Origin of the sequence: Streptomyces sp. NPDC007863, from assembly GCF_040633895.1 — a bacterium.
Lineage (GTDB): Bacteria > Actinomycetota > Actinomycetes > Streptomycetales > Streptomycetaceae > Streptomyces.
Window position 1 is genome coordinate 94,648 of the sequence record NZ_JBEYEI010000004.1, and the last position, 24,902, is coordinate 119,549.

Sequence of the window (24,902 nt, forward strand, 5' to 3'; positions counted from 1 at the left end):
GAAACGCCACCATTCGCCACCCCTTCGAATGAACTCGCCGGGGGCCGCACGCGATTCACTTGACATGCGACGGACCGGAGTCGGCGGACGGAAGCGCGAAGAGGCGCGCGCCACCGTGCGCACCACCCCGTACGAGACCGTGCGCCACCCTGGGCCACGCATCCCGGGCGCGGCGTCACCGAACGTGACGGGGGTCTTCCGGCTCGTAACCACCGGCGCGTCCGACCCGTTGGAGGGGGCATGGGCTTCACGATCGGCGGCATTCGTGAGATGCGGACCGGCTCACGCCGCCGCGCACGCACCACCGAGTGCACAGCGGTGGCCGAGTACACCGGACTCTGGGGCTGGGACGTCCAGCCCGGCGCGCGGGCCGCGGGCGGCCAGTGCTCCTGCGGCGACCGGGCATGCACGGCCCCGGGCGCGCATCCTCTCTCCTTCGCGCCGCCCGTCCCGGCGGGCGCGGGCCTCGACGACGCGGCCAAGGCGTGGTCGGAGTACCCGGGGGCGGCGCTGCTGCTGCCGGTGGGCCGCGCCTTCGACGTGATCGACGTGGCCGAGGCGGCGGGCCGGCGGGCGCTGGTCCGGATGGAGCGGATGGGGCTGCCGCTGGGCCCGGTCTGCGCGACGCCGACCGGCCGGGCGCAGTTCTTCGTCGCGCCGGGCGCGGCGGAGGACCTGCCGCGGCTGCTGTACCGGATGGGCTGGGACGACGCGGATCTGGATCTGCACTGTCTGGGCCCCGGCAGTCACATCACCGCTCCCCCGTCGCAGCTGGGCGGGCTCGGTCCGGTGCGCTGGCTGCGGCCGCCGACGCTGGACACGGCGGGGGCGCCGCCGCAGGCCCGGCTGCTGCTCGGCACGCTGGCGTACATGTGCCACCGGACGCACGGCTAGCCGTCCGGCGGGGTACGACGAGGGCCCCCGCTCCGGGACGGAGCGGGGGCCCTTCCGTGCGGCCGGTGCGGGTCAGTCGCCGATGAGGGCGTCGACGAAGGCGGCCGGCTCGAAGGGGGCCAGGTCGTCGGGGCCCTCGCCGAGGCCGACGAGCTTGACCGGGACGCCCAGCTCGCGCTGGACGGCGACGACGATGCCGCCCTTGGCGGTGCCGTCGAGCTTGGTCAGGACGATGCCGGTGATGTCGACGACCTCGGCGAAGACGCGGGCCTGGATGAGGCCGTTCTGGCCGGTGGTGGCGTCGAGGACGAGGAGGATCTCGTCGAGCGGGCCGTGCTTCTCGACGACGCGCTTGACCTTGCCGAGCTCGTCCATGAGGCCGGTCTTGGTGTGCAGGCGGCCGGCGGTGTCGACGAGGACGACGTCGGCCTTCTCGGCGATGCCCTCCTTGACCGCGTCGTACGCGATCGAGGCCGGGTCGCCGCCCTCGGGGCCGCGGACGGTGCGGGCGCCGACCCGGTCGCCCCAGGTCTGGAGCTGGTCGGCGGCGGCGGCGCGGAAGGTGTCGGCGGCGCCGAGGACGACCGACTTGCCGTCGGCGACGAGGACGCGGGCGAGCTTGCCGGTGGTGGTGGTCTTGCCGGTGCCGTTGACGCCGACGACCATGACGACGCCGGGGACGTCCTCGGGGCTCTCGGTGTGGACGGTGCGGTCGTAGTCGCCGAGGAGGGCGATCAGCTCCTCGCGGAGCAGGCCGCGCAGCTCGTCGGGGGTGCGGGTGCCGAGCACCTTGACGCGCTCGCGGAGCCGCTCGACCAGTTCCTGGGTGGGGGCGACGCCGACGTCGGCGGTGAGGAGGGTCTCCTCGATCTCCTCCCAGGTGTCCTCGTCGAGGTGCTCGCGGGAGAGCAGGGTCAGCAGGCCCTTGCCCAGCGAGTTCTGGGAGCGGGCGAGCCGGGCCCGGAGACGGACGAGGCGACCGGCGGTGGGCTCGGGCACCTCGATCTCGGGCGCGGCGGGGGCCTCGGGCTCCTCGACGGCCGGGGCCTCGGCCTCGGGGGCCTCCGGGGCCTCGGCGGTCGGGAGGCCGACCTCCTCGACGGTGCGGCGTGGTTCTTCCCGCGGCGTCTCCGCCTCGTCGCCGACGTGCGGCTCGGCGGGCGGAGCGGTGATGGTCGGCGTGGTGGACGGCGGTTCGGCCGGCGGCAGCTGCTTCTTCTTGCGACCGCTGATCACGAGCCCGCTGGTCACGGCGACCGCGACGACCAGAGCGATGACTACAGCAAGGATGAGTTCCATAACCCGTCCAGTATCGGACACGACCCGCCCGGTGACGCCGTACGTACGCAGCGTGGGTCGCGGGTGCCCGGGGGTGCCGGGACCGTTCTCATCTGACATGCCGTCAGCTAAGGTCGCCCCCTCGCCGGCAGCCCACCCGCGGAGGGGACCCCCATGGCCTTCAGCGTCGTACGGTTCAACCTGGTCGACCCGGGCGCCACCCCCGAGTCCCTCGCGGAGCGGTACCGCGCCGCCCTGGAGATGGCGGCCTACGCCGACGGACACGGGGTGGACACCGTGCAGACCGAGGAGCACCACGGGGTGGAGAACAACTGGCTCCCCTCCCCCTTCGTCTTCGCCGGCGCGGTCTTCGGCGCCACCCGCCGGATCGCGGTCACCGTCTCCGCGATCATCGGCCCGCTCCACGACCCGCTGCGGCTCGCGGAGGAGATCGCGGTGCTCGACCTGATCGGCCGGGGCCGGCTGGTGACGGTGGCGGGGATCGGCTACCGCCCGGAGGAGTACGAGGAGCGCGGGGTCGACTGGGGGCGGCGCGGGAAGCTCCAGGACGAGCTCCTGGAGACCCTGGTCGCCGCCTGGACGGGCGAGCCCTTCACGTACCGGGGCCGTACGGTACGGGTCACCCCGCGGCCCTTCACGCGGCCGCACCCGCTGCTGCTCGTCGGGGGCTCCTCGAAGGCGGCGGCGCGGCGGGCGGCCCGGCTCGGGCTGCCGTTCTTCCCCTCCGCGCACCTGCCGGAGCTGGAGACGTACTACCGGCAGCGGTGCGCGGAGTACGGCACCGAGGGCTGGACGATGATGCCGGGGCCGGTGACCCCGCTGCTGCACGTGGCGGAGGACCCGGACCGGGTCTGGGCGGAGTACGGGGAGCACTTCCTGCACGAGGCGCGGACCTACGCCTCCTGGCAGTCGAAGGACATCCGCTCGGCGGTGCGGTCGACGGCGGCGAGCGTGGCCGAGCTGCGGGCGGAGGGCGTGTACCGGGTGGTGACGCCCGAGGAGTGCGCGGGGCTCGGCCTGGAGAGCCTGGTGCTGCATCCGCTGTGCGGGGGGATGCCGGTGGAGGAGGGGTGGCGGAGCCTGCGCCTGTTCTGCGACGAGGTGCTGCCCCGCCTGCGGGGGTGACCCGTCAGCCCATCTCCTCCAGGGTCTTGCCCTTGGTCTCCTTGACGTACCTGAGCACGAAGGGGATCGAGAGGACGGCGAAGACCGTGTAGATGACGTAGGTGCCGGAGAGGTTCCAGTCGGAGAGGGACGGGAAGCTGGCGGTGATGGCCCAGTTGGCGATCCACTGGGCGGAGGCGGCGACGCCGAGGGCGGCGGCGCGGATCCGGTTGGGGAACATCTCGCCGAGGAAGACCCAGACGACCACGCCCCAGGAGAGGGCGAAGAAGAGCACGAAGACGTGGGCGGCGACGAGCGCCACGACGCCCTGGGTCTCGGGGAGTTTGCCGTCGACGAGGTCGGCGGAGAAGGCCCAGGCCTCGAAGGCCAGCGCGATCGCCATGCCGACGGAGCCGACGAGGGCGAGCGGCTTGCGGCCGACCCGGTCGACCAGGACCATCGCGATCACGGTGCCGATGATGTTGATGATCGACGTGGTGAAGGAGTAGAAGAACGAGCTCGACGGGTCGATGCCGACGGACTGCCAGAGCGTCGCGGAGTAGTAGAAGGCGACGTTGATGCCGACGAGCTGCTGGAAGACGGAGAGGCCGATGCCGACCCAGACGATCGGCAGCAGACGGTAGCGGCTGCCGGGGGCGAGCAGGTCCTTGAACGTGGACTTGTGCTCGCTGCGCATGGCCAGGTCGATCTCGGCGACCCGGCGGTCGAGGTCGACGCCGTGGCCCTCGACCTCGGCCAGCACCTCCTTGGCCCGCTCGGTCCGCCCGACGGAGATGAGGAAGCGGGGGGACTCGGGGATGGCGAAGGAGAGCAGCCCGTAGAGCAGGGCGGGGACGACCATCACGCCGAGCATCCACTGCCAGGCCTCCAGGCCGCCGATCTCGCCGCGCTGGTCTCCGTCGGCGAGCTGCAGGATGCCGTAGTTGACCAGCTGGGAGATGGCGATGCCGATGACGATGGCGGCCTGCTGGAAGGAGCCGAGGCGGCCGCGGTAGGCGGCGGGGGCGACCTCGGCGATGTAGGCGGGGCCGATGACGGAGGCCATGCCGATGGCGAAGCCGCCGATGATCCGCCAGAGGGCGAGGTCCCAGAGGGCGAAGGGCAGGGCGGAGCCGACGGCGCTGACCGCGAAGAGGACGGCGGAGATCTGCATGCAGCGGATGCGGCCGATGCGGTCGGCGATCCGGCCGGCGGTCGCGGCGCCGATGGCGCAGCCGATCAGGGCGATGGCGATGACCTGGGCGAGGGTCGCGGAGCCGATGTCGTAGCGGTCGCGGATGGCCTCGACGGCGCCGTTGATGACGGAGCTGTCGTAGCCGAAGAGGAATCCGCCCATGGCGGCGGAGGCGGTGATGAAGATGACGTGGCCGAGGTGGTCCGGGTGCGCCGCCCGGCCTTCGGACGGCGGCGGTGTGGGGGCCTGTGCGGTGTCGGTCACATGGACTCCTCGGTACGGCGGTCCTTCGGTCCTCTGCCCGGAGTTCCGGGAGGCTTCCGGTTACCCAGGATTTCCAGTGGCGCACACCTTCCGCCGGTCCACCACTTCAGCGGAGCCGCTGGCTGATCACCTTCGAGACGCCGTCACCCTGCATGGAGACGCCGTACAGCGCGTCGGCGACCTCCATCGTCCGCTTCTGATGGGTGATCACGATGAGCTGCGAGGACTCCTGGAGCTCCCGCATGATCCGGATCAGCCGCTGGAGGTTGGTGTCGTCGAGCGCGGCCTCGACCTCGTCCATGACGTAGAAGGGGCTGGGCCGGGCCTTGAAGATGGAGACGAGCAGGGCGACGGCGGTCAGCGAGCGTTCGCCGCCGGAGAGCAGCGAGAGCCGCTTGACCTTCTTGCCGGGCGGCCGGGCCTCCACGTCGACGCCGGTGGTGAGCATGTTGTCGGGGTCGGTGAGCACGAGCCGGCCCTCGCCGCCGGGGAAGAGGCGGGAGAAGACGCCCTCGAACTCCCGGGCGGTGTCGTGGTACGCCTCGGTGAAGACCTGCTCGACCCGCTGGTCGACCTCCTTGACGACCTGGAGCAGGTCGGCGCGGGTCTTCTTCAGGTCCTCCAGCTGTTCGGAGAGGAAGCGGTGGCGGTCCTCCAGGGCGGCGAACTCCTCCAGGGCCAGCGGGTTGACCTTGCCGAGCTGCTGGAAGGCGCGCTCGGCCGCCTTCAGCCGCTTCTCCTGCTCCGAACGGATGAAGGGGCGCGGCTGGTTGCGGGGGTCGTCCGGGTCTTCGGGGAGGGTCTCGCCCTCGGCGGGCGGCGACGGCGGGACGGGCTGGTCGGGGCCGTACTCGGCGGTGAGCGCGCCCGCCTCGACGCCGAACTCCTCCAGCGCCTTCGCCTCCAGCTGTTCGATCCGCAGCCGCTTCTCGGCGCCCAGGACCTCGCCGCGGTGGACGGAGTCGGTGAGCTTGTCGAGCTCGGTCTTGAGCTCGCGGCCGCGGGTGCGGGCGGCGGCGAGGCCCTGCTCGCGGTCGGCGCGGGCGGCGGCCGCCGCGGCGCGCTCGCGGTCGGCGCGCTCCTGGGAGACCTCGGCGTGGGCGAGGAGGGTACGGGCCCCGGCGGCGACGGCCCGGGCGACGCGGGCCTCGTGGCGGAGGCGGGCGCGGCGCTGCTCGGCACGCGCGCGTGCCTCCCGTTCGGCGCGGGCCGCCCGGTCGAGGGAGTCGGCGCGGCCGGACAGGCCCTTGACCCGCTCCTCGTGGGTGCGGACCTGGAGGCGGGCCTCCATCTCGGTCTGGCGGGCGTTGGAGCCGTCGATGGCGAGCCGGTCGCGGACGGAGGTGTCGGGTTCCTCCTCGGCGGGGGTCTCCTCGGCGACGAGGAGCCGTTCGGCCAGCTCCTCGGCCTCGGCGCCGGCGCGTTCCAGGGCCTCCTGGGCGCGGGCGACGGCGGCGGCGGTCCGTTCGGCCTCGCCGGCCGCTCCCCTGGCCTGGCCGGCGAGCCGGCCGAGGGCCTGGGCGACGGTCGCCTTCTCCTTCTCGGCGGTGCGCCGGAGGGCGTCGAGCTCCTCGACGCGGGCGGCGGCGGCCCGGCGGTGTTCGGCGGTCTCCCCCTTGGCGCGGGCCGACTCCTCGCAGCGGACGGCGAGTTCGGCGAGTTCGGCGGCGGCCTCGTCGACCTGGGCCTGGACTTCGAGGAGGCTGGGGGCGCCGGCCGAGCCGCCCTGGGCGTGGTGGGCGCCGAGCAGGTCGCCGTCGGCGGTGACGGCGGTGAGGCCGGGGTGGGCGCGGACGAGTTCCAGGGCCTCGTCGAGGCCGTCGACGACGACGGTGCCGTCGAGCAGCCGGCGTGCGGCGGCGACGAGCCCCTCGGGTCCGGTGACGAGTCCGGCGGCGGGCACGGTGCCGGACGGCAGCGGCGTCGGCTCTCCCTGCGCGGCGGCGGTCAGGAGCAGGGTGGCGCGGCCGGCGTCCTGTTTGCGCAGGAGGCGGAGGGCCTCGACCGCGGCGGCGGGGCCGTCGGCGGCGAGGGCGTCGGCGGCGGCGCCGAGCGCGGCGGCGACGGGGACCTCGTATCCGGGGGCGACGGTGAGGAGTTCGGCGGCCGGGCCGAGGATCCCGGCGAGTCCGGCGGAGAGCAGGGCGCCCGTGCCGTCCTTGCGGCGCAGGCCGAGCGCGAGCGTGTCGTGCCGGGCGCGGGTGGCGGCCCGGCGGCGCTCGGCGTCGGCGGCGGCCTCGCGGGCGGCGCTCAGCGCGTTCTCCGCGCCGGCGAGGGCGCGGCGGGCCTCCTCGTACCGCTCGCCGTGGGCGGTGTCGGCGGCGTCGAGCCCGTCGACCTCGGCCTTGAGCCGCTCGTACTCCTCCTGGGCGGTGACGGCCCGGTCGGCGGCCTCGTCGCGGGCGGCGGCGAGCCGGTCGATCTCGGCCTGGGCGGAGGCGGCGCGGGAGCGGGCGGCGTTGACCTGGCCGTGCAGCCGGGCGAGGCCCTCGCGGCGGTCGGCGAGGGCGCGGGCGGCGTCCTTGAGGCGGCGTTCCTCGGCGGCGAGGGCCCGTTCCAGCCCGGCCCGGTGCTCGACGGTGTCCTCCAGGGCCCGTTCGGCGGCCTCCAGGGCGGCCCCCAGCTCGGCCTCCTGTTCGCGGACGCGGGCGGCCTCGCGCTCCAGGTCCTCGGGGTCGCGGCCGCGCCGCTCCTCGGCGGGGGCGTCGGTGGCGCTCTTCACGCGCGCGTCGGCGAGGGAGACCGTGCCGCGGACGCGTTCGGCGAGCTGGGAGAGGGCGTACCAGCTCTGCTGGGCGCGCTCCAGGCGGGGGGCGAGGGCGCGGACCTCGGCCTCCAGGGCGGCCTCGTCGGCGAGGGCGGCGCGCAGCTCCTCCGCGGCGGTCTCCTTGCGGGCCAGGAGGGCGGCCTCGTCGGCGAGTTCGGCGTGCAGGGCGCTCCGGTGGCGGACGAGGTCGTCGGCGAGGAGGCGGAGCCGGGCGTCGCGCAGGTCGGCCTGGATGACGACGGCGCGGCGGGCGACGGCGGCCTGCCGGCCCAGCGGCTTGAGCTGCCGGCGCAGTTCGTCGGTGAGGTCCTGCACGCGCGCGAGGTTGGCCTTCATCGCGTCGAGCTTCCGCAGCGCCTTCTCCTTGCGCTTGCGGTGCTTGAGGACGCCGGCGGCCTCCTCGATGAAGGCACGCCGGCCCATGGGGTCGGCGTGCAGCACCGAGTCGAGCTGTCCCTGGCCGACGATGACGTGCATCTCGCGGCCGATGCCCGAGTCGGAGAGGAGGTCCTGGATGTCGAGGAGCCGGCAGGTGTCGCCGTTGATCTGGTACTCGCTGCTGCCACCCCGGAACATGATCCGGGTGATGGTCACCTCGGCGTAGTCGATCGGCAGGGCGCCGTCGGAGTTGTCGATGGTGAGCGAGACCTCGGCACGGCCGAGCGGGGGCCGCCCGGTGGTGCCGGCGAAGATGACGTCCTCCATCTTGCCGCCGCGCAGCGACTTGGCGCCCTGCTCCCCCATGACCCAGGAGAGGGCGTCGACGACGTTGGACTTGCCGGAGCCGTTGGGGCCGACGACGCAGGTGATTCCCGGTTCGAACCTCAGCGTCGTGGCGGAGGCGAACGACTTGAATCCGCGGAGCGTCAAGGCCTTGAGGTGCACCCACGGGACTCTACCCGGGGTGTCGCGTTTCGCCCGTGATCGCGCAGGGCAGACCCTCGGGTGAGGAACTCCGTGACGCGGGTGGACCGGGGTGACGCACGGGGGACGGGGGCCGCGGGGGACACGAGGGTCCAGAAAAGAAGGGACGCCGGAGCGCCCCTTGCCTATTCAGCTGTTCCCACCTGAGCCCGTCTGGCATGGGTGTCAGGTGAGCGCAGGCTCCGCCTGGGGTACGTCGAGGTCGATGCGGTCGAGCAGCGACTCGCCCTGCTGAGCGGCGGCAGCGTTGAGCGCGTCGTTCTCGGTCTGGATCCGTACGAGCTCGGATTCCAGGTCCTGGACGCGCTGCTGAAGCCGTCGCATCTCGGCGAGGAGTCGCGGGTCGGAGCCGCCGACGTAACCGAGAAGCGCCTTTGCCATGATGAGTGGTCCTCCACACTGAGTGACCGACCGATTGCGGTGTGGGTCGTGAGGGATGGATTCGCACCCGCGGTGCTCGGCAGTACCTGAGTCGTGCCGGTGTTCTACTGCCACACAGCTAAGGTGCGCGGGGCTTCCAGAGTCTCACCAAAAAGTTTGACGGTCAACACGATCACGCCCCGACGGGTGCGGCGGACGGGGAGTTCGCGGCCGCGACGCGGGCGGCGGCGCCTCTCGACCCGTGCGCTCCGGGGCGTGGCGATGATCCTTACCCGGGAAGCCTTGCACGAGCGGCGAATCTTGGCAACCACCAGGCAGGACGCCCGTCCACCCGCGTTCACCGGCACGCCACCGGCCCCCCGCCCGGCGCCCGTCGGGGGCGTCCGGAGGGAGGGCCGGCGGAGGGGGCGAGAGGGGTCGGGACGGGGGGTCAGCGGATGGCGAAGCCGTCGTAGCCCCCGCGGGGGGTGCCCCATATCTCGGTGACACCGTCCACGCGGCCGGGCGTGTCCCCGGTCCGCAGCCACTCCAGGAGACGGTGGCAATTGTCACTCGGGCCCTCCGCCACCACCTGCACCCGGCCGTCGTCGAGGTTCAGGGCGAAGCCGGTGAGGCCGCCGATCTCCAGAGCGTTTGCCCTGGTGAACCAGCGGAAGCCCACTCCCTGTACCCGTCCGCGCACCCAGGCGGTCATCCGTACATCGTCACTCATGGCTGCACGCTAGCGGGCGGATTGCCCGAACTGCACGTCGCGGCGGCTTCCCATGGCGTACAGTCCACCGGAATGCGCCTCACCCACACGGGTGCACGCCGCTCGGCCGTCCGCACGGAGCGTCACGCTTCGCGGAACTCCATGCCGAAAGCAAAGGCCGCAAAGATCCAGTAGCGAAGAGCCGGCATGCGCCGGCCGAGCCAGCTCAGGGAGGCAGGGCAGATGGGACGCCACCGTCGCTCCGGCGCCGCGCCCGCCGAGGCAGACTACGCGACCGGCACCGACCGCGGTCACGGGGGTACCCGCCGCAAGCGGCGCGGCCGCCCGGTCCGCACCGGACTGATCGGCGCCTCGGCCGCCGTCGTCGTCGGCGCCGCAGCCGTCGCGGTCGCCGCCCCCGGGATCCTCCCCGGCGGCGACACCTTCACCGCGGGCAACGCCGGCACCAGCCGGCCCGCCACCACGGAGACCCGGCAGACCCCCGAGCTGACCACCCAGGGCGGGGCGACCCGCACCCCGGCCGACGCCTCGACGGGCACCGGCGGCACGGGCGAGGGCTCCCGGAGCGCGAAGAAGACCGCGGCCCCGGCCTCCCCCAAGGCCACGCCCACCCCCACGAAGACCGCGTCCCCCTCCCCCACGCCGTCGAAGACGCACGCCGCGGCCCCCGCGCCCACCACCGCCCCGGCGAAGCCGAAGCCGAAGCCGTCGAAGACCGCGCAGGCCCCGGCCACCACCCAGGCCGCCCCGGCGCCCACCGCCACCACGCAGGCCCCGGCCGAGGAGACGGCCGAGGCGGCCGGCTCCACCGCCGACCGCGCGGACGCGGCCGAGGCCGAGGTGCTGCGCCTGGTGAACGCCGAGCGCGCGAAGGTCGGCTGCACCCCGGTCCAGCCCTCCGCCGGCCTGGCCCGGCTCGCCGGCGCCTTCAGCGCCGACATGGCCGCCCGGAACTTCTTCGACCACACCGACCCCGACGGCGCCACCCCCTGGTCCCGCGCCCAGGCCGCCGGCATCGACAGCCTCGGCGCCGAGAACATAGCCCGCGGCCAGGTCGACGCGACCGCCGTGATGGTCTCCTGGATGAACAGCGACGGCCACCGCGCCAACATCCTGAACTGCGACTTCACCACCCTCGGCGTCGGCGTCCACTTCGCCGACGGCGGCCCGTGGTGGACCCAGGACTTCGGCTACTGAACCGGCCGCCCCCACGGTTACCGTGGGGGGTATGAGCGACGATCCGGCCTTCGACGTGTTCGCGCGCGGCTGTGCCTCGCGGGTGACCCTGGAGCACATCACCGGACGGTGGGGCGGCCTCACCCTCTCCGCCCTGCACGAGGGCTCCTTCCGCTTCAACGAGCTGCGGCGGCGGGTCGACGGCGTCAGCGAGAAGATGCTGGCGCAGACCCTGCACGCGCTGGAGCGGGACGGCCTGGTCCACCGGGAGGCACAGCCGGTCAACCCGCCCCGGGTCGACTACCGGCTGACCCCGCTGGGGCGGGACGTCGCCGAGCGCCTCGTCGGGCTGATCGCGCTGGTCGAGGGGCGGATGCCGGAGGTCGTCGCGGCCCGGGAGGCGTACGACTCCGAGCGCGCCGGCGTCACGGGCTGACGCGCGGCGGGCGCTGGCAGCGCGGGCAGAAGTAGCTGGAGCGGTTCATCCAGGCGCGGCGGCGCATCGGGGTGCCGCAGCGCCGGCAGGGCTCGTCCTCGCGTCCGTAGGCGTCGAGCGAGCGGTCGAAGTAGCCGGACTCGCCGTTCACGTTCACGTAGAGGCTGTCGAAGCTGGTGCCGCCGGCGGCGAGGGCCGCGTTCATCACGTCGCGGACGTGGCCGAGGAGCTCGGCCGAGCGCGGGCGGGTGAGGGTGGCGGTCGGCCGGTCGTAGTGCAGCCTGGCCCGCCACAGCGCCTCGTCGGCGTAGATGTTGCCGACGCCGCTGATCAGCGACTGGTCGAGGAGCGCCCGCTTGATCGTGGTGCGGCGCAGCCGGAGCGCGGCCTGGAAGGCGGCGTCGTCGAAGGCCGGGTCGAGCGGGTCGCGGGCGATGTGCCCGATGACGTCCGGCAGCCCGTCGGCGCTGTCGGGGGCCGCCTCGTGCAGCGAGAGCCCGCCGAAGGTGCGCTGGTCGACGAAGCGGAGCTCCGTACCGGCCCCGCCCGCGACGGAGCCGGCGTCGGACGGCGTGAAGCGGATCCGGATCCGCAGGTGCTTCTCGTCCGGGGCGTCCGTCGGCTGCACCAGGAGCTGCCCGCTCATCCCGAGGTGCCCGAGGACGGAGGTGCCGGTGTCGGCGAGCGGCAGCCACAGGTACTTGCCGCGGCGGCGGGCCGGCTCGAAGCGCTGCCCGACGAGCCGGGCCGCGAAATCCTCGCCGCCCCCGGGGTGGCGCCGGACGGCCCGGGGGTGCAGGACCTCCACGCCGGCCACGGTCCGCCCGGCGACCCAGCGCTCCAGTCCGCGCCGGACGACCTCGACCTCGGGCAGCTCGGGCACGGGACTCCTCCGGAGGGGGTACGGGGTGGTGGTCCTCGCAGCCTACCGCTCGGGCTCCCCCGGAAGAGGCCCGCGGAAGCCCCGGGGAACGCCCCCGGAAACGGCTCCGCCCGCCCCTGGTGGGGGCGGGCGGTAAGAACTCCGCTGAAGGATGCGGGTGCTCGCTCACGCGAGGTCGGCGAGGTCGCGTGACCGATCAGGCTCGGGCCTCAGGCACAGGCCTCAGACCCCGGCCCTTGGGCGTCAGGCGTTCAGGCGGTGGCCGGGGTGGCCCCGTCCGTCCGGTCCTGCTCGCCCGTCGTGCCGGCCTCGGCCGCGGCCTTGGCCGCCGCCGCCCGCTCGTCCGCGGCCGCGCGGATCGCGCGCCACGCGGACTCGGCGGCCTGCTGCTCCGCCTCCTTCTTGCTGCGGCCGGTGCCGGTGCCGTACGAGACACCACCGACGCGGGCGGCAGCAGTGAAGGTCTTCTCGTGGTCCGGTCCCTCCTCGGAGACGAGGTACTCCGGGACACCGAGCCCTTCGGCCGCGGTGAGCTCCTGGAGACTGGTCTTCCAGTCCAGTCCGGCACCGAGGTTCGAGGACTTCTCGATCAGCGGGTCGAAGAGCCGGTGCACCAGCTCGGACGCCGCGTCGAGGCCCTGGTCGAGATAGACCGCGCCGATCACCGCTTCGAGGGTGTCGGCGAGGATGGATGCCTTGTCCCGGCCGCCCGTGCCCTCTTCGCCCCGGCCGAGCCGGATGAAGGAGCCAAGGTCGAGGCCGCGCCCGACGTCCGCCAGCGCACGCGAGTTGACCACCGCGGCCCGGAGCTTGGCCAGCTGGCCCTCCGGCAGATCCGGGTGGGTGCGGTAGAGGGTGTCGGTGACCACCAGGCCGAGCACGGAGTCCCCGAGGAACTCCAGACGCTCGTTGGTGGGCAGACCGCCGTTCTCGTACGCGTACGAGCGGTGGGTCAGCGCACGCACCAGAAGGGCGGACTCGAGGTGATACCCGAGCCGCCCTTCCAGAAGCGTGTGGGACGAGGCGTTGCTGATGTTGTCAGACATCGTGCCTCTCACCAGCCCGCTCAGACCGAGAGGACCTGGCGCTTGTTGTAGGTGCCGCAGCTCGGGCACGCGATGTGCTGCAGCTTCGGCTCCTGGCAACGCTCGCACGAAACCAGGGTGGGGACCGCAGCCTTCCACTGCGACCGGCGGTGGCGCGTGTTGCTGCGCGACATCTTCCGCTTCGGAACAGCCACGGCTACTTCTCCTGCTTCTCGTCGACACCGGTAGCGGCGTCGCTCATGTTGTCCTTCTCGTCGGCTCCCAGCGAACCGGCGAGTTCCTGCAGTGCCGCCCAACGGATGTCGGTGGCGTCGTGGTGGTGGTCGGGGTGGTCGTTCAGGTTGATTCCGCAGTCGGAACACAGACCCGCACAGTCCTCCCGGCACACCGGCTGCATCGGCAGAGCGAGCACCACGGCGTCACGCAGCACGGGTTCGAGGTCGAACATGCCGTCCTCGAGGGGGGTCATGCTCTCGTCTTCATCGTCCTCGTCGTCCGCGGCCGTTTTGACACGGCCCCGGTCGTCGGATTCCGGGTACGAGAACATCTCCTGGAAGTCCGCGTCGAGCTCCAGCTCGACGGGCTCCAGACACCTTACGCACTCCCCCTCGGCCGATGCACGGGCGGTGCCTGTGACAAGCACCCCTTCCATGACGGACTCGAGTCGGAGTTCGATCTCCACCGGAGCACCCTCGGGCACTCCGACGACCCCGGCGACGCCGAGATCGGCGGGCGCGTCGACCGTGCGGGAGATCCGCTGGAGGGCACCGGGACGCCGCCCCAGCTCGTGCGTGTCGAACACGAGGGGGTTGCGGTGGTCGAGGCGCGTGCTCAGGGCTCTTCCTGCTTTCGGATCGTTCGCGTCGCAAAGTCTTCACGGTGGCTGCCGCTTGCGGGCAGCAGGGATCGCGGGAATACACGCGACCGAAGAGCCAGGATACTGGACGCTTCGCCCTGGGCCCAATCGGCCCCCGCTCCGGGCTACTGCCCCTGCTCGTAGCGGCGCAGCTGCTCCAGATCGATCATGCTCGTGTCGAAGAAGCTGGTCTCGTCGAGCGCGGCGGCCGGCTGGGGCTGCTGCTGGTAGCCGTACGGGTCCGCCTGCTGAGGCTGCTGGTAGCCGTAGGGGTCGGCCTGCTGGGGCTGCTGGTACGCGTACGGGTCCTGCTGCTGGTAGCCGTACGGGTCCGCCTGCTGGGGCTGCTGCTGGTAGCCGTAGGGGTCCTGCTGGGCGGGGATCTGCGCGGCGACCGGGGCGGGCGCGGCCACGGGGGCGACGGGCTCCGGGTCGGCGAGCTCCGCGAGGCCGGCGAGGTAGTCGGCGTCGCTGGTGTGCACGGAGTGGCCGAGGCCCTCCTGGGCGGCCATGTGCTCGCCGAGGGCGTCGCTGGCGATCCGGCCGTGCAGCTTCTGCCGGCCGCGGCCGACGGCCTCCAGGGTCTTGGAGAGGACCGCCTCGAAGGCGCCCAGTTTGGCGTCCACGTACTCGTCGGCGCGGGCGATCAGGGTCCCCGGGTCCGCGCTGTACTCGGGGGCGTCCTCGTCGGCGTAGCCCCGCTCGTCCAGGCCCGGGCCGCGGCCGAGGAGCTTCTCGCGGCCGCGGTCGACGGAGCCGATGGTCTTGTTGAGGACGACCTCGAAGTTGGCGAGCTTGGAGTCGACGTACTCGTCGGCCTCGGCGCGGACCTCCTCGGCCTCGCGGCGGGCCTCGGAGAGGATCCGGTCGGCCTCTTCCTGCGACTGCCGGGCGATCTGGGTGTCGGAGACGATGGTGCCGCGCTCGGCGTGGGCGGCCTCGATGATCCGCTCGGCCTCCTGGCGGGCCTGCTCGACCATCTGCTCGCGCCCGCCGATCAGCTCCTGGGCATGGGCGAGGGAGTGCGGCAGGGCGTCCCGTACCTCTTCGAGGAGGGCGAGGAGATCGGCGCGGTTCACCACGCAGGAGGCCGACATGGGCATCGAGCGGGCGTTCTGTACGGTCGCGACGATCTCGTCGAGCTTCTTCTGCACGTCCACCGGGTGCTCGCCACTCTCTACAGCTGGATGGAGACGGACGGGACGACTGTAAGGGCAGTCGTGGCCCGTCCGACACCAGGTGACGGAGCGTCAGCGGCGGTGGCCGCGCGTCACTTCTGCGCGAGCCGTTCGGTGAGCCGGCCGAGGACCTGCGGGGGCACCAGGTGGGAGACGTCGCCGCCCCAGGCCGCGACCTCCTTGACCAGCGAGGACGACAGGAAGCTGTACGTGGGGTTGGTGGGCACGAAGAGCGTCTCGACGCCCGACAGGCCGTTGTTCATCTGGGCCATCTGGAGCTCGTAGTCGAAGTCGCTGACCGCGCGCAGGCCCTTGACGATGGCGGGGATGTCCCGCTGCTTGCAGAAGTCGACGAGCAGGCCGTGGAAGGACTCCACCTCGACGTTGCCGAAGTCGGCGGTGACCTCGCGGATCAGCTCGATCCGCTCCTCGACCGAGAACAGGCCCTTCTTGGACTGGTTGATCATCACCGCGACGTGCACGACGTCGTACAGCTTGGAGGCGCGGGCGATGATGTCGAGATGTCCGTTGGTGATGGGGTCGAACGACCCCGGGCAGACGGCGCGGCGCACCTTGGTTCCCTCGCTCTCCGGTCCGGTCATCGTGCGTCTTCGCACGTAGAGGCGGCGCGACCGTACCAAAACGTTCCCTCGCCGTAGCGGCGGGACCGCAGTGGTTCGAAGCCGTCCGGCCAGCCGAAGGAGCCGCCTCGGGTGCTGCGTTCCACGGTGACGACGGCATCCTCGCTCAGCCAGCCCCCTGAGCGCAGTGTGAGGAGGATCTCTCGCAGTTCCTCGTCCGCGACCGCGTAGGGCGGGTCGAGGAAGACCAGGTCGTACGGCTCGGCCGGGGCCGGTCCCGTGACGATCTGCTCGGCCTTGCCGGTGCGGGCCTCGGCGCCGGGCAGGCCGAGCGAGGCCACGTTCTCCCGGACGGTGCGGGCGGCGCGGGCGTCGGCCTCGACGAGCAGGGCGTGGACGGCGCCGCGGGAGAGCGCCTCCAGACCGACGGCGCCGGAGCCCGCGTACAGGTCGGCGACCCGGCTGCCCTCGATGCCGTGGAGCGCCTCCCAGGTGGAGAAGAGGCCCTCGCGCGCCCGGTCGGAGGTGGGGCGGGTGCCGTTGCCCGGGGGCACGGCCAGGCGCCGCCCGCCGGCGGTGCCGGCGATCACGCGGGTCATCGGTTTCCTCGTCCTGCGTCGTCCAGTGCGTACGCCCCAGGATATGGCCGTGCGGGCCGGGGGCACGGTCAGCCCTTCTCCAGGTACTCCTCCCGCTCCTCGCTCAGCAGGGCGTCCAGGGCGGTGCGCAGCCCCGGGTGGGCCGCCAGGTCGGGGTCGGCGAGGACGAGGGCGGTGGCCTCCTCGCGGGCGGCGGCGATGACCTCCTCGTCGTCGATGACGGCGAGGACCCGCAGGGAGGAGCGGACGCCGGACTGGGCCTGGCCGAGGACGTCGCCCTCGCGGCGCTGTTCGAGGTCGATGCGGGAGAGCTCGAAGCCGTCGAGGGTCGAGGCGACGGCGCCGAGCCGCTGGCGGGCGGGGCTCGCCTCGGGCATCTCGGTGACGAGGAGGCAGAGGCCGGCGGCGGAGCCTCGGCCGACGCGGCCGCGGAGCTGGTGGAGCTGGGAGACGCCGAAGCGGTCGGCGTCCATGATCACCATGGCGGTGGCGTTGGGCACGTTCACGCCGACCTCGATGACGGTGGTGGCGACGAGGACGTCGAGCTCGCCGGCGGCGAAGCGGCGCATGGCGTCGTCCTTGTCGTCGGGGTGCATGCGCCCGTGCAGGACGGCGATCCGCAGCCCGGCCAGGGGGCCGGCGGCGAGCTTCTCGGCGACGTCGAGGACGGCGAGCGGGGGCCGCTTCTCGGCCTCGTCCTCGGCGGAGGGCTTGCGCTTGGCGGCCTTCTTCTCGTCCTCCTCGTCGCCGATGCGGGGGCAGACCACATAGGCCTGGTGGCCGTTCTCCACCTCCTCGCGGACGCGCTCCCAGGCGCGGGCGAGGAAGTGCGGCTTGTCGGCGGCGGGGACGACGTGGCTGGCGATCGGGGAGCGCCCGGCGGGGAGCTGGTCGAGGACGGAGGTCTCCAGGTCGCCGAAGACGGTCATGGCGACGGTCCGCGGGATCGGGGTGGCCGTCATGACGAGGAGGTGCGGCGGCTGCTTGCCCTTGCCGCGGAGCGCGTCGCGCTGCTCGACGCCGAAGCGGTGCTGCTCGTCGACGACGACCAGGCCCAGGTCGTGGAACTTGACCTTGTCCTCGATGAGGGCGTGCGTCCCGATGACGATCCCCGCCTCGCCGGTGACCAGGTCGAGCAGGGCCTGGCGGCGGGCGGCGGCGCCCATGGAGCCGGTGAGCAGCACCACCTTGGTGGCCCGGTCGGCCCCGCCGAGCATCCCGCCCTCGGCGAGCTCGCCCATCATCTCGCTGACCGACCGGTGGTGCTGCTGGGCGAGGACCTCGGTGGGCGCGAGCATCGCGGCCTGCCCCCCGGCGTCGACGACGGCGAGCATGGCCCGCAGGGCCACCATCGTCTTGCCCGATCCGACCTCGCCCTGGAGCAGGCGGTGCATGGGGTGGTCGGTGGCGAGGTCGTCGAAGATCTCCTTGGAGACCTTGGTCTGGCCGTCGGTGAGGGTGAAGGGGAGCTTGGCGTCGAAGGCGGTGAGGATGCCGTCGGCGGCGGGGCGGCGGGGGACGGCGGGGAGCTGGGTGTCGGCGTGCCGGCGGCGGGCGAGGGCGACCTGGAGGACGAAGGCCTCGTCCCACTTGAGCCGTTCGCGGGCGGCGGCGACGTCGGCCTTGCTGCTGGGACGGTGGATCAGGCGCAGGGCGTCGGGAAGTTCGGCGAGGCCGCGGCCCTCGCGCAGGGCGGGCGGGAGCGGGTCGACGGCGTCGGTGACGCTCGGCAGGACGGCGTCGACGGCCTTGGCGATCTTCCAGGACTCCAGCTTGGTGGTGGCCGGGTAGATCGGGATGAGCGCGCTCGCCCAGGCGTCCACGGCCACGTCGCCGTCGCCGCGCAGGAGTTCGTAGGCGGGGTGGGCGAGCTGGAGGCGGCGGTTGAAGAGCGAGACCTTGCCGGAGAACATCGCGCGGGTGCCGGGCAGCAGGTCGTGGTGGGGCTTGTGGACGCCCTTGCCGAAGAAGACGAGCTGGAGCCGGCCGGACCCGTCGGTGATGGTGACTTCGAGGCGCTGGCCGCGGCCCTTGGCGCCGTTGAAGGTGTGCACGCGGGCGTCGGCGACCTGGGCGACGACCGTGACGTGTTCGTCGAGCGGCAGGTCGGAGAGCGTGGTCAGCTCGCCCCGCTCCGCGTACCGCCGGGGGTAGTGGTGGAGGAGGTCGCCGACCGTGTGCAGGTCGAGGGCCTCGGCCATGACCTTGGCGGTGGCGGGGCCGAGGGACTTCTTGAGGGGTTCGTCGAGCGCGGGCACGTGTTCCATTGCACACCACCGGACCGACAGCCGGGGCGAGGCCGTGCCCTTCGGGTCCGGCCGGCACGATCCGGAGGGCGTGGCCCGGGCCCGTGGCCGGCCCGCCGGACGGGCCCCGCTACTCGACGCCGACGAGGAGCGGCGGGGCGCCCTCGCCCGCGTGGTACGTGACGGTGTCGACGGCCAGGTAGCCGCGGCGGACGTGGGCTTCGAGGGTGTCGGCGAGGCCGGGCGGGGCGCTGTCGGCGACGACGAGGGTGACGAGTTCGCCGCCGGCCTGGAGCATCCGGTCGAGGACCGTGCGGGCGGTGGCGGTGAGGTCCTGGCCGATGACGGCGACGTCGCCCTCGATGAGGCCGAGGACGTCGCCGGCCTGGCAGACGCCGGCGCTGGTGAAGGACTGGCGGGCGGCGACGGCGAGTTCGGCGTAGCGGGTGGCGCCGGCGGCGGCGGTCATGGCGACGACGTCCTCGTCGAAGGTGCGCTCGGGTTCGTGGACGGCGAGGGCGGCGATGCCCTGGACGGCGGCCCGGGTGGGGATGAGCGCGACCCGGATGCCCTCGGCGCGGGCCCGTTCGGCGGCGGACGCGGCGGCGGCCCGCAGGTCGGTGTCGTTGGGCAGGAGGACCACCTCGCGCGCGTGGGCGCGGCGGACGGCATCGAGGAGTTCGTCGCCGGTGGGCGCTTCTCCGGGCCTGGCCTGGAGGGTGGTGGCGCCGGCCTCGGCGCAGAGTCCGGCCAGGCCCTCGCCGGGGAGGACGGCGACGACGGCCCGCTGGGCCCGCTCCCCGCGCGCGTGGGCGGGCGTCCCGGCCTCGTCGTCGGGTACGGGCGCGGGGCCGGCGCTCGCGAAGTGGGTGACGCGGATCCGGTGCGGCCGGCCGGCCTCGATCCCGGCCTCGACGGCGGCGCCCGCGTCGTCGACGTGGACGTGGACGTTCCAGAGCCCGTCGCCGCCGACGACGACGAGGGAGTCGCCGAGGGCGTCGAGCCGGGCCCTGAGGAGTTCGACGGCGGCGTCCTCGGCCTCCAGGAGGTACAGGACCTCGTAGCCGGGGCCCTGCTCGCCGTCGTGGCCGCAGGTCTCCCCCGGCCGCTCGGGCAGGACGCGTACCGCCGGGGACGGCGGCAGCGGTTCCGGGGCCCGTCCGGTCACGGTCTCCACGAGCGCGCCGAGGACGGCCACCAGGCCCTGTCCTCCGGCGTCCACGACCCCGGCGCGGCCGAGCACGGCCAGTTGGCCGGGGGTGGCCTCCAGGGCCGTCCTGGCCCCGTCGTAGGCCTTCCTGGCCACGTCCGGGAGGGGGCCGCCGTCCGCGCAGCCGGCCGCGGCGGCGGAGGCGACCGTGAGGATGGTGCCCTCCTCGGGGTGGGCGACGGCGGCGCGGGCGGAGGCGGCGGCGGTGTCGAGGGCGCGGGCGAGGTGGTCGCCGTCGGCGCCGTCGGCGAGGACGGCGGCCATGCCGCGCAGCAGCTGGGACAGGATGGTGCCGGAGTTGCCGCGGGCGCCGAGGAGCGCCCCGTGGGCCAGGGCGCGGACCGCGTCGGCGGTGTCGGGCGCGGAGGCCCCGGCGGCGCCGGGGGCGGCGAAGACGGCCTCGACGGCCCGGTGGCCCGCGTCGGCGGTCAGGTAGAGGTTGGTGCCGGTGTCCCCGTCGGCGACCGGGAAGACGTTGATGGCGTCGATCGCGGCCCGCTCCCGGCCGAGGGCCTCGGCCGTCCGCGCGCTCCAGGCCCGGACCGCCTCGGCGTCGAGGACGAGACGCTCGTCACCTCGGACGGCGGGGTCGAAGGGCTGCGGGGCTCGCGACAACGGGGGTCCTCCTTCGGCGGTGAAGTCCACCGCAGGGTAGACCGGGGGCTTCCGGGTCCGGGGGCCGGGACGGCGTCGGACCGGACCGTGGTAGTTTCGTTCCACCGAAGCAGTCGTTGTATGCTGCTTCGGTTGCCCGGCACTCGCCGGGCCATCCCCGGCAAGCCACTTCAGACTCCTGATTCCGGTGCGCCGGATCTCACTGTAAATCTGAAGTCTTTGGAGTGACCCGTGGCTGCCAACTGCGACGTCTGCGGCAAGGGGCCGGGCTTCGGCAACAACATTTCGCACTCGCACCGCCGTACGTCTCGTCGCTGGAACCCGAACATCCAGCGTGTGCGTGCCGTGGTCGGTCGGACGCCGAAGCGGCTCAACGTCTGCACCTCGTGCATCAAGGCCGGCAAGGTCTCGCGCTAATCGCGACGTTTCCGTGTCGTAGCGCAGCCCCTGCGGTTGCCTGGGAAGGCCGGTCCACCTCGGTGGCCCGGCCTTCCGCCTTGTCTGCGCCACACGCCGTGCCCGCATTGCCCGCATGAGCGCGAAGGGCGGGTCCGACCTCGGGGGTCGGACCCGCCCTTCGTCGTGCCCGGCGGCACGGTCGCGTCAGCGGCGCAGCTCCCACCCGTGGTCGACGGGCCCGATGCCCTCCCCCAGGGCGAAGCCGGCGGCGAGCGCCCCGGTCACGTACGCCTTCGCCTCCCGTACGGCCTTCGGCACGGGCAGTCCCTTGGCGAGGCCGGAGGCGACCGCCGAGGCGAGCGTGCAGCCGGTGCCGTGGGTGTGCCGGTTGTCGTACCGGGGGGCGTACAGCCAGTGCTCCTCGGTGCCGTCGGTGAGGAGGTCCACGACCTCGGCGGCGTCCCCGGGCAGGTGGCCGCCCTTGATGAGCGCCCAGCGCGGCCCGTACCCGAGGATCGCGTCGGCGGCCCGGCGCATCCCGTCCTCGTCCTCGACGACGATCCCGGTGAGCTGCGTCACCTCGTCCAGGTTGGGCGTGGCGACGGTCGCGGCCGGCAGGAGCCGCTTCCGTACGGATTCCAGGGCGGTGGCCGCGAGCAGCGGGTCGCCGTGCTTGGAGACGCCGACGGGGTCGACGACCACGGGCGCGTCCGTCCCCGCGAGGAGTTCGGCGACGGTCTCGACGAGCGGGGCGGTGGCGAGCATCCCGGTCTTGACCGCGTGGACGCCGATGTCGTCGACGACGGCCCGGTACTGGGCCCGGACGGCCTCCGCGGGCAGCTCCCAGACGCCGTGGACCCCGCGCGAGTTCTGCGCGGTGACGGCGGTCACCACGCTCATGCCGTGGACGCCGAGGGCGAGCATGGTCTTGAGGTCGGCCTGGATGCCCGCGCCGCCGCCGGAGTCGGATCCGGCGACGGTGAGCACCAGCGGCGGCCGGGGGTTCACTCGGTCTCCCCGAAGTGGTCCCAGCCGCCGGTGCTGTGCCAGGGGGCGCCGTCGACGGTCACCTGGGGCAGCGCGGAGGGGGCGATGACCTCGCCGATCACCTTCCAGCGGGCGGGCAGCTTCACGTCCGGCGGGAAGGTGGCGACGATCGCGTGGTCCTCGCCTCCGGTGAGGACCCACTGGAGCGGGTCGACGCCGACGGCCTGGCCGATGTCGTGCATCTGGCCGGGGATGTCGATGAGTCCGGAGCGCAGGTCGATGCGGACGTTGCTGGCCTCGGCAATGTGGCCGAGGTCGGCGATGAGGCCGTCGCTGACGTCGCACATGGCGGTCGCGCCGAGCCCGGCGGCGGCCGGGCCGGCGTGGTACGGCGGCTCGGGACGGCGGTGGGCCTCGACGAAGGCGCGCGGCGAGCGGAAGCCCCGGGAGAGGACCGCGTAGCCGGCGGCGGACCAGCCGAGCCAGCCGGTGTAGGCGACGACGTCGCCGGGCTGCGCGCCGCCCCGGGTGACCGGGTCGGCGTTGCGGAGGTCGCCGAGGGCGGTGATGGAGACCATGATCGTGTCGCCGCGGACGACGTCGCCGCCGACCACCGCGGCGCCCGCGACCTGACATTCGTCGCGCAGCCCGTCCATGAGTTCCGTGGGCCAGGTGACGGGGAGTTCCGCGGGGACGACGAGGCCGAGGAGGAGGGCGGTGGGGACCGCGCCCATGGCGGCGATGTCGGCGAGGTTCTGCGCGGCGGCCTTGCGGCCGACGTCGTACGCCGTCGACCAGTCGCGGCGGAAGTGCCGTCCTTCGAGCAGGATGTCCGTGCTGGCCACCACGCGCCGGTCCGGGGCGGAGACCACGGCGGCGTCGTCGCCCGGCCCGATCCGTACCGCCGGGGTGGAGGTGAGCCGGGACGTGAGCTCCCTGATGAGCCCGAACTCGCCCAGTTCTCCGACTGTGCCCTTCACCGCGTCTCACCTCGTGTCGTCGTGCCGGCCGGCCGTCGGCCGAGCGTCCGCTCGCGCCGCGGGTCGCGGGCCGTCACCGTGCTGGGTACCGTCAAGTTGACCGTCAACTTCCGTCCTGTGTACGCCACACCCCGGGCGCTCCGGAAGGCGCGGGTCTCCCCGTGGCTTCCGGCGACGCGGTACCGTGGCGTCTCTTTCTCCCACAAGATCCTCGTGGCCGTCCTGGAGGTTCCGTGGTACAGGCGTACATCCTGATTCAGACCGAGGTGGGCAAGGCGTCGAGCGTCGCCGACACCATCTCCAAGATCCCGGGGGTGATCCAGGCAGAGGACGTGACCGGGCCGTACGACGTGATCGTGCGGGCCCAGGCCGACACGGTCGACGAGCTCGGCCGCATGGTGGTCGCGAAGGTCCAGCAAGTGGACGGCATCACGCGCACCCTGACCTGCCCGGTCGTCCATCTGTAGCCCCCGTCTACCCTTGGCCGGTGACCTCTTCCCACCGGCCTCTCGGCCTGCCCGCTGCGGCCGCCGTCCTGCTGCTGGCCGTGACCGGCTGCTCCTCCGGCGCCCAGGCGTCCGTGCGGGTGCCGACTCCGCCCGCGGCGGAGGCGGCGCTCTGCCGTGCGCTGGCGGAGGAGCTCCCGGACACCGTGGCGGGGCAGGAGCGGAGCGATCCGTCTCCCGGCTCCGAGCTGACCGCCGGGTGGGGAGACGGAGCGATCGTACTGCGCTGCGGGGTGGACCGGCCCGAAAAGATGAGCGATCCGCAGGCGCGGGCCGTCTCCGCCGAGGGCGTGCGCTGGATGCTGGAGCAGCCCGAGCAGGGCGGCCCCCGGTTCACCTCGGTGTACCGGAAGACCTATGTCGAGGTCGCCCTGGACGAGCGGTACGCCCACGACATCGGCCCGCTGGTGGACCTGGCCGGCCCGGTGGACCGGACGGTGCCGTGCGCCCTGGAGCCCGAGTGCCGCTAGGGCCCCGGTGACCGGGGCCCAGGCTTCCGGGGGCTAGCGCAGGCCCGTGGAGCGGGTCAGCGCGGCCTGGATCAGCCGGTCGACCAGCTCGGGGTAGCTCACGCCGCTCTCCTGCCACATGCGCGGGTACATGGAGATCGGGGTGAAGCCGGGCATGGTGTTGATCTCGTTGATCACGAAGTCGCCGTCCTCGGTGAGGAAGAAGTCGGCGCGGACCAGGCCCTCGCAGGAGACCGCCTCGTAGGCGGCGACGGCCAGGCGCTGGATCTCGGCGGTGGCCTCGTCCCCGATCGGGGCGGGCACGATGCCGGAGGCCGAGTCGATGTACTTGGCCTCGAAGTCGTAGAAGTCGTGGTCGGTGACCGGCGGGATCTCGGCGGGCACGCTGGCGCGCGGGCCGTCCTCGAACTCCAGGACGCCGCACTCGATCTCGCGGCCGCGCAGCAGCGCCTCCACGATGATCTTCGGGTCGTAGCGGCGGGCCTCCTCGACGGCCTCGTCGAGGCCGGAGAGGTCGTCGACCTTGGTGATGCCGACGGAGGAGCCGCCGCGGGCCGGCTTCACGAAGAGCGGCCAGCCGTGGTCGGCGGCGAACTCGACGATCTTCTTGCGGGCCTCGGCCGGGTTGCGGTCCCACTCGCGCGGCCGGATGACCTCGTACGGGCCGACGGGCAGGCCGTAGGAGACGAAGACCCGCTTCATGTACTCCTTGTCCTGGCCGACGGCGGAGGCGAGGACGCCCGCGCCGACGTACGGGATGCCGGAGAGCTCCAGGAGGCCCTGGAGGGTGCCGTCCTCGCCGTAGGGGCCGTGGAGCATGGGGAAGACGACGTCGACCTCGCCGAGGGCCTGCGGCAGCGAGCCGGGCTCGTGCAGGACGACCTCGCGGCTGGCCGGGTCGACGGGGAGGACCACGCCGCCGGTCTCGGACTCGGCGAGCTGGGCGACGTCCGGCAGGGAGCGCTCGGCGATGGCCATCCGCTCGGGGGCGTCGGCGGTCAGGGCCCAGCGCCCCTCCCGGGTGATGCCGATGGGCAGCACGTCGTACTTGGTCCGGTCGATCGCCTTGAGGACGGCGCCGGCGGTGACGACGGAGATGGCGTGCTCGGAGCTGCGTCCGCCGAAGACGACGGCCACGCGCGGCTTGCGGGGGCTCTGGGTGTTCTCGCTCATATCGCGATGAGCGTACCTTGC

General features: G+C 73.5%; 24 protein-coding genes. 7 read left to right on the forward strand and 17 right to left on the reverse strand.

All coding sequences use genetic code 11. The features are described 5' to 3' along the window. Positions 1–240: 240 nt before the first annotated feature. Entirely contained in the window at positions 241–894 is a 654-nt protein-coding gene (locus ABZ621_RS07710) for a bifunctional DNA primase/polymerase (protein WP_360601756.1), read from the forward strand. 72 nt (positions 895–966) lie between these two features. On the opposite strand, the gene ftsY is transcribed toward ABZ621_RS07710, so the two are convergent. Continuing rightward, a complete protein-coding gene (ftsY, locus tag ABZ621_RS07715) occupies positions 967–2,193 on the reverse strand; it encodes a signal recognition particle-docking protein FtsY (RefSeq protein WP_360601758.1) in 1,227 nt (408 codons plus the stop codon). A gap of 153 nt (positions 2,194–2,346) precedes the next feature. On the opposite strand from ftsY, the gene ABZ621_RS07720 reads away from it, so the two are divergent. Next, the gene (locus ABZ621_RS07720; RefSeq protein WP_360601760.1) at positions 2,347–3,318 is read left to right on the forward strand and encodes an LLM class flavin-dependent oxidoreductase; all 972 of its coding nucleotides are present in this window, start codon (positions 2,347–2,349) and stop codon (positions 3,316–3,318) included. Positions 3,319–3,322: 4 nt separating this feature from the next. Here the strand turns inward: ABZ621_RS07720 and ABZ621_RS07725 are convergent, their stop codons facing one another. The 4 genes from ABZ621_RS07725 to ABZ621_RS07740 all read right to left on the reverse strand — a co-directional run bounded on the left by ABZ621_RS07725 (position 3,323) and on the right by ABZ621_RS07740 (position 9,540). Next, complete coding sequence (locus ABZ621_RS07725; protein WP_360601762.1) at positions 3,323–4,756, reverse strand: sugar porter family MFS transporter; 1,434 nt, start codon at positions 4,754–4,756, stop codon at positions 3,323–3,325. A 106-nt stretch (positions 4,757–4,862) separates the two neighbouring features. Beyond that, a complete protein-coding gene (gene smc, locus ABZ621_RS07730) occupies positions 4,863–8,408 on the reverse strand; it encodes a chromosome segregation protein SMC (protein WP_360601764.1) in 3,546 nt (1,181 codons plus the stop codon). A gap of 204 nt (positions 8,409–8,612) precedes the next feature. Next, positions 8,613–8,828: a hypothetical protein gene (locus ABZ621_RS07735; RefSeq protein ID WP_169086434.1), complete on the reverse strand. Its 216-nt coding sequence runs from the start codon at positions 8,826–8,828 to the stop codon at positions 8,613–8,615. A gap of 430 nt (positions 8,829–9,258) precedes the next feature. Continuing rightward, positions 9,259–9,540, reverse strand: a complete 282-nt coding sequence (locus ABZ621_RS07740) for an acylphosphatase (RefSeq protein ID WP_360601766.1) — start codon at positions 9,538–9,540, stop codon at positions 9,259–9,261. A gap of 222 nt (positions 9,541–9,762) precedes the next feature. On the opposite strand from ABZ621_RS07740, the gene ABZ621_RS07745 reads away from it, so the two are divergent. After that, positions 9,763–10,737: a CAP domain-containing protein gene (locus ABZ621_RS07745; RefSeq protein ID WP_360601768.1), complete on the forward strand. Its 975-nt coding sequence runs from the start codon at positions 9,763–9,765 to the stop codon at positions 10,735–10,737. Between the two features lie 31 nt (positions 10,738–10,768). Continuing rightward, positions 10,769–11,152, forward strand: coding sequence for a helix-turn-helix domain-containing protein (locus ABZ621_RS07750; RefSeq protein WP_360601770.1), 384 nt, complete (start codon positions 10,769–10,771; stop codon positions 11,150–11,152). On the opposite strand, the gene mutM is transcribed toward ABZ621_RS07750, so the two are convergent. The 9 genes from mutM to ABZ621_RS07795 all read right to left on the reverse strand — a co-directional run bounded on the left by mutM (position 11,142) and on the right by ABZ621_RS07795 (position 20,366). Further along, positions 11,142–12,035, reverse strand: coding sequence for a bifunctional DNA-formamidopyrimidine glycosylase/DNA-(apurinic or apyrimidinic site) lyase (gene mutM, locus ABZ621_RS07755; protein WP_360601772.1), 894 nt, complete (start codon positions 12,033–12,035; stop codon positions 11,142–11,144). The two genes, ABZ621_RS07750 and mutM, sit on opposite strands and share 11 nt — an antisense overlap. A gap of 251 nt (positions 12,036–12,286) precedes the next feature. After that, on the reverse strand, positions 12,287–13,081 hold the full coding sequence (gene rnc / locus ABZ621_RS07760; protein WP_360601774.1) for a ribonuclease III: 795 nt from the start codon (positions 13,079–13,081) through the stop codon (positions 12,287–12,289). Positions 13,082–13,101: 20 nt separating this feature from the next. Further along, positions 13,102–13,275, reverse strand: a complete 174-nt coding sequence (gene rpmF, locus ABZ621_RS07765; protein WP_015036448.1) for a 50S ribosomal protein L32 — start codon at positions 13,273–13,275, stop codon at positions 13,102–13,104. 2 nt (positions 13,276–13,277) lie between these two features. Then, entirely contained in the window at positions 13,278–13,883 is a 606-nt protein-coding gene (locus tag ABZ621_RS07770) for a DUF177 domain-containing protein (protein WP_360601776.1), read from the reverse strand. A 179-nt stretch (positions 13,884–14,062) separates the two neighbouring features. Next, positions 14,063–15,097, reverse strand: coding sequence for a cell division initiation protein (locus tag ABZ621_RS07775; RefSeq protein ID WP_360601777.1), 1,035 nt, complete (start codon positions 15,095–15,097; stop codon positions 14,063–14,065). Between the two features lie 110 nt (positions 15,098–15,207). Next, on the reverse strand, positions 15,208–15,687 hold the full coding sequence (gene coaD, locus ABZ621_RS07780; protein WP_360602271.1) for a pantetheine-phosphate adenylyltransferase: 480 nt from the start codon (positions 15,685–15,687) through the stop codon (positions 15,208–15,210). A gap of 26 nt (positions 15,688–15,713) precedes the next feature. After that, on the reverse strand, positions 15,714–16,295 hold the full coding sequence (gene rsmD, locus ABZ621_RS07785; protein WP_360601779.1) for a 16S rRNA (guanine(966)-N(2))-methyltransferase RsmD: 582 nt from the start codon (positions 16,293–16,295) through the stop codon (positions 15,714–15,716). Positions 16,296–16,363: 68 nt separating this feature from the next. Continuing rightward, complete coding sequence (gene recG, locus ABZ621_RS07790) at positions 16,364–18,562, reverse strand: ATP-dependent DNA helicase RecG (RefSeq protein WP_360601781.1); 2,199 nt, start codon at positions 18,560–18,562, stop codon at positions 16,364–16,366. A 109-nt stretch (positions 18,563–18,671) separates the two neighbouring features. After that, complete coding sequence (locus ABZ621_RS07795; RefSeq protein ID WP_360601783.1) at positions 18,672–20,366, reverse strand: DAK2 domain-containing protein; 1,695 nt, start codon at positions 20,364–20,366, stop codon at positions 18,672–18,674. A gap of 231 nt (positions 20,367–20,597) precedes the next feature. On the opposite strand from ABZ621_RS07795, the gene rpmB reads away from it, so the two are divergent. Continuing rightward, complete coding sequence (rpmB, locus tag ABZ621_RS07800) at positions 20,598–20,783, forward strand: 50S ribosomal protein L28 (protein ID WP_003957616.1); 186 nt, start codon at positions 20,598–20,600, stop codon at positions 20,781–20,783. A gap of 186 nt (positions 20,784–20,969) precedes the next feature. Here the strand turns inward: rpmB and thiD are convergent, their stop codons facing one another. Both thiD and ABZ621_RS07810 read right to left on the reverse strand, forming a co-directional pair. Further along, entirely contained in the window at positions 20,970–21,773 is an 804-nt protein-coding gene (gene thiD, locus ABZ621_RS07805; protein WP_360601785.1) for a bifunctional hydroxymethylpyrimidine kinase/phosphomethylpyrimidine kinase, read from the reverse strand. Then, a complete protein-coding gene (locus ABZ621_RS07810) occupies positions 21,770–22,732 on the reverse strand; it encodes a thiamine-phosphate kinase (RefSeq protein ID WP_360601787.1) in 963 nt (320 codons plus the stop codon). Before ABZ621_RS07810 ends, thiD begins: the two co-directional genes overlap by 4 nt. 233 nt (positions 22,733–22,965) lie before the next feature. On the opposite strand from ABZ621_RS07810, the gene ABZ621_RS07815 reads away from it, so the two are divergent. After that, a complete protein-coding gene (locus tag ABZ621_RS07815; RefSeq protein ID WP_360601789.1) occupies positions 22,966–23,199 on the forward strand; it encodes an Lrp/AsnC ligand binding domain-containing protein in 234 nt (77 codons plus the stop codon). Between the two features lie 20 nt (positions 23,200–23,219). After that, on the forward strand, positions 23,220–23,708 hold the full coding sequence (locus ABZ621_RS07820) for a DUF3515 domain-containing protein (RefSeq protein WP_360601791.1): 489 nt from the start codon (positions 23,220–23,222) through the stop codon (positions 23,706–23,708). 33 nt (positions 23,709–23,741) lie between these two features. On the opposite strand, the gene ABZ621_RS07825 is transcribed toward ABZ621_RS07820, so the two are convergent. Then, a complete protein-coding gene (locus tag ABZ621_RS07825) occupies positions 23,742–24,881 on the reverse strand; it encodes a D-alanine--D-alanine ligase family protein (RefSeq protein ID WP_360601793.1) in 1,140 nt (379 codons plus the stop codon). Between the last annotated feature and the right edge of the window lie 21 nt (positions 24,882–24,902).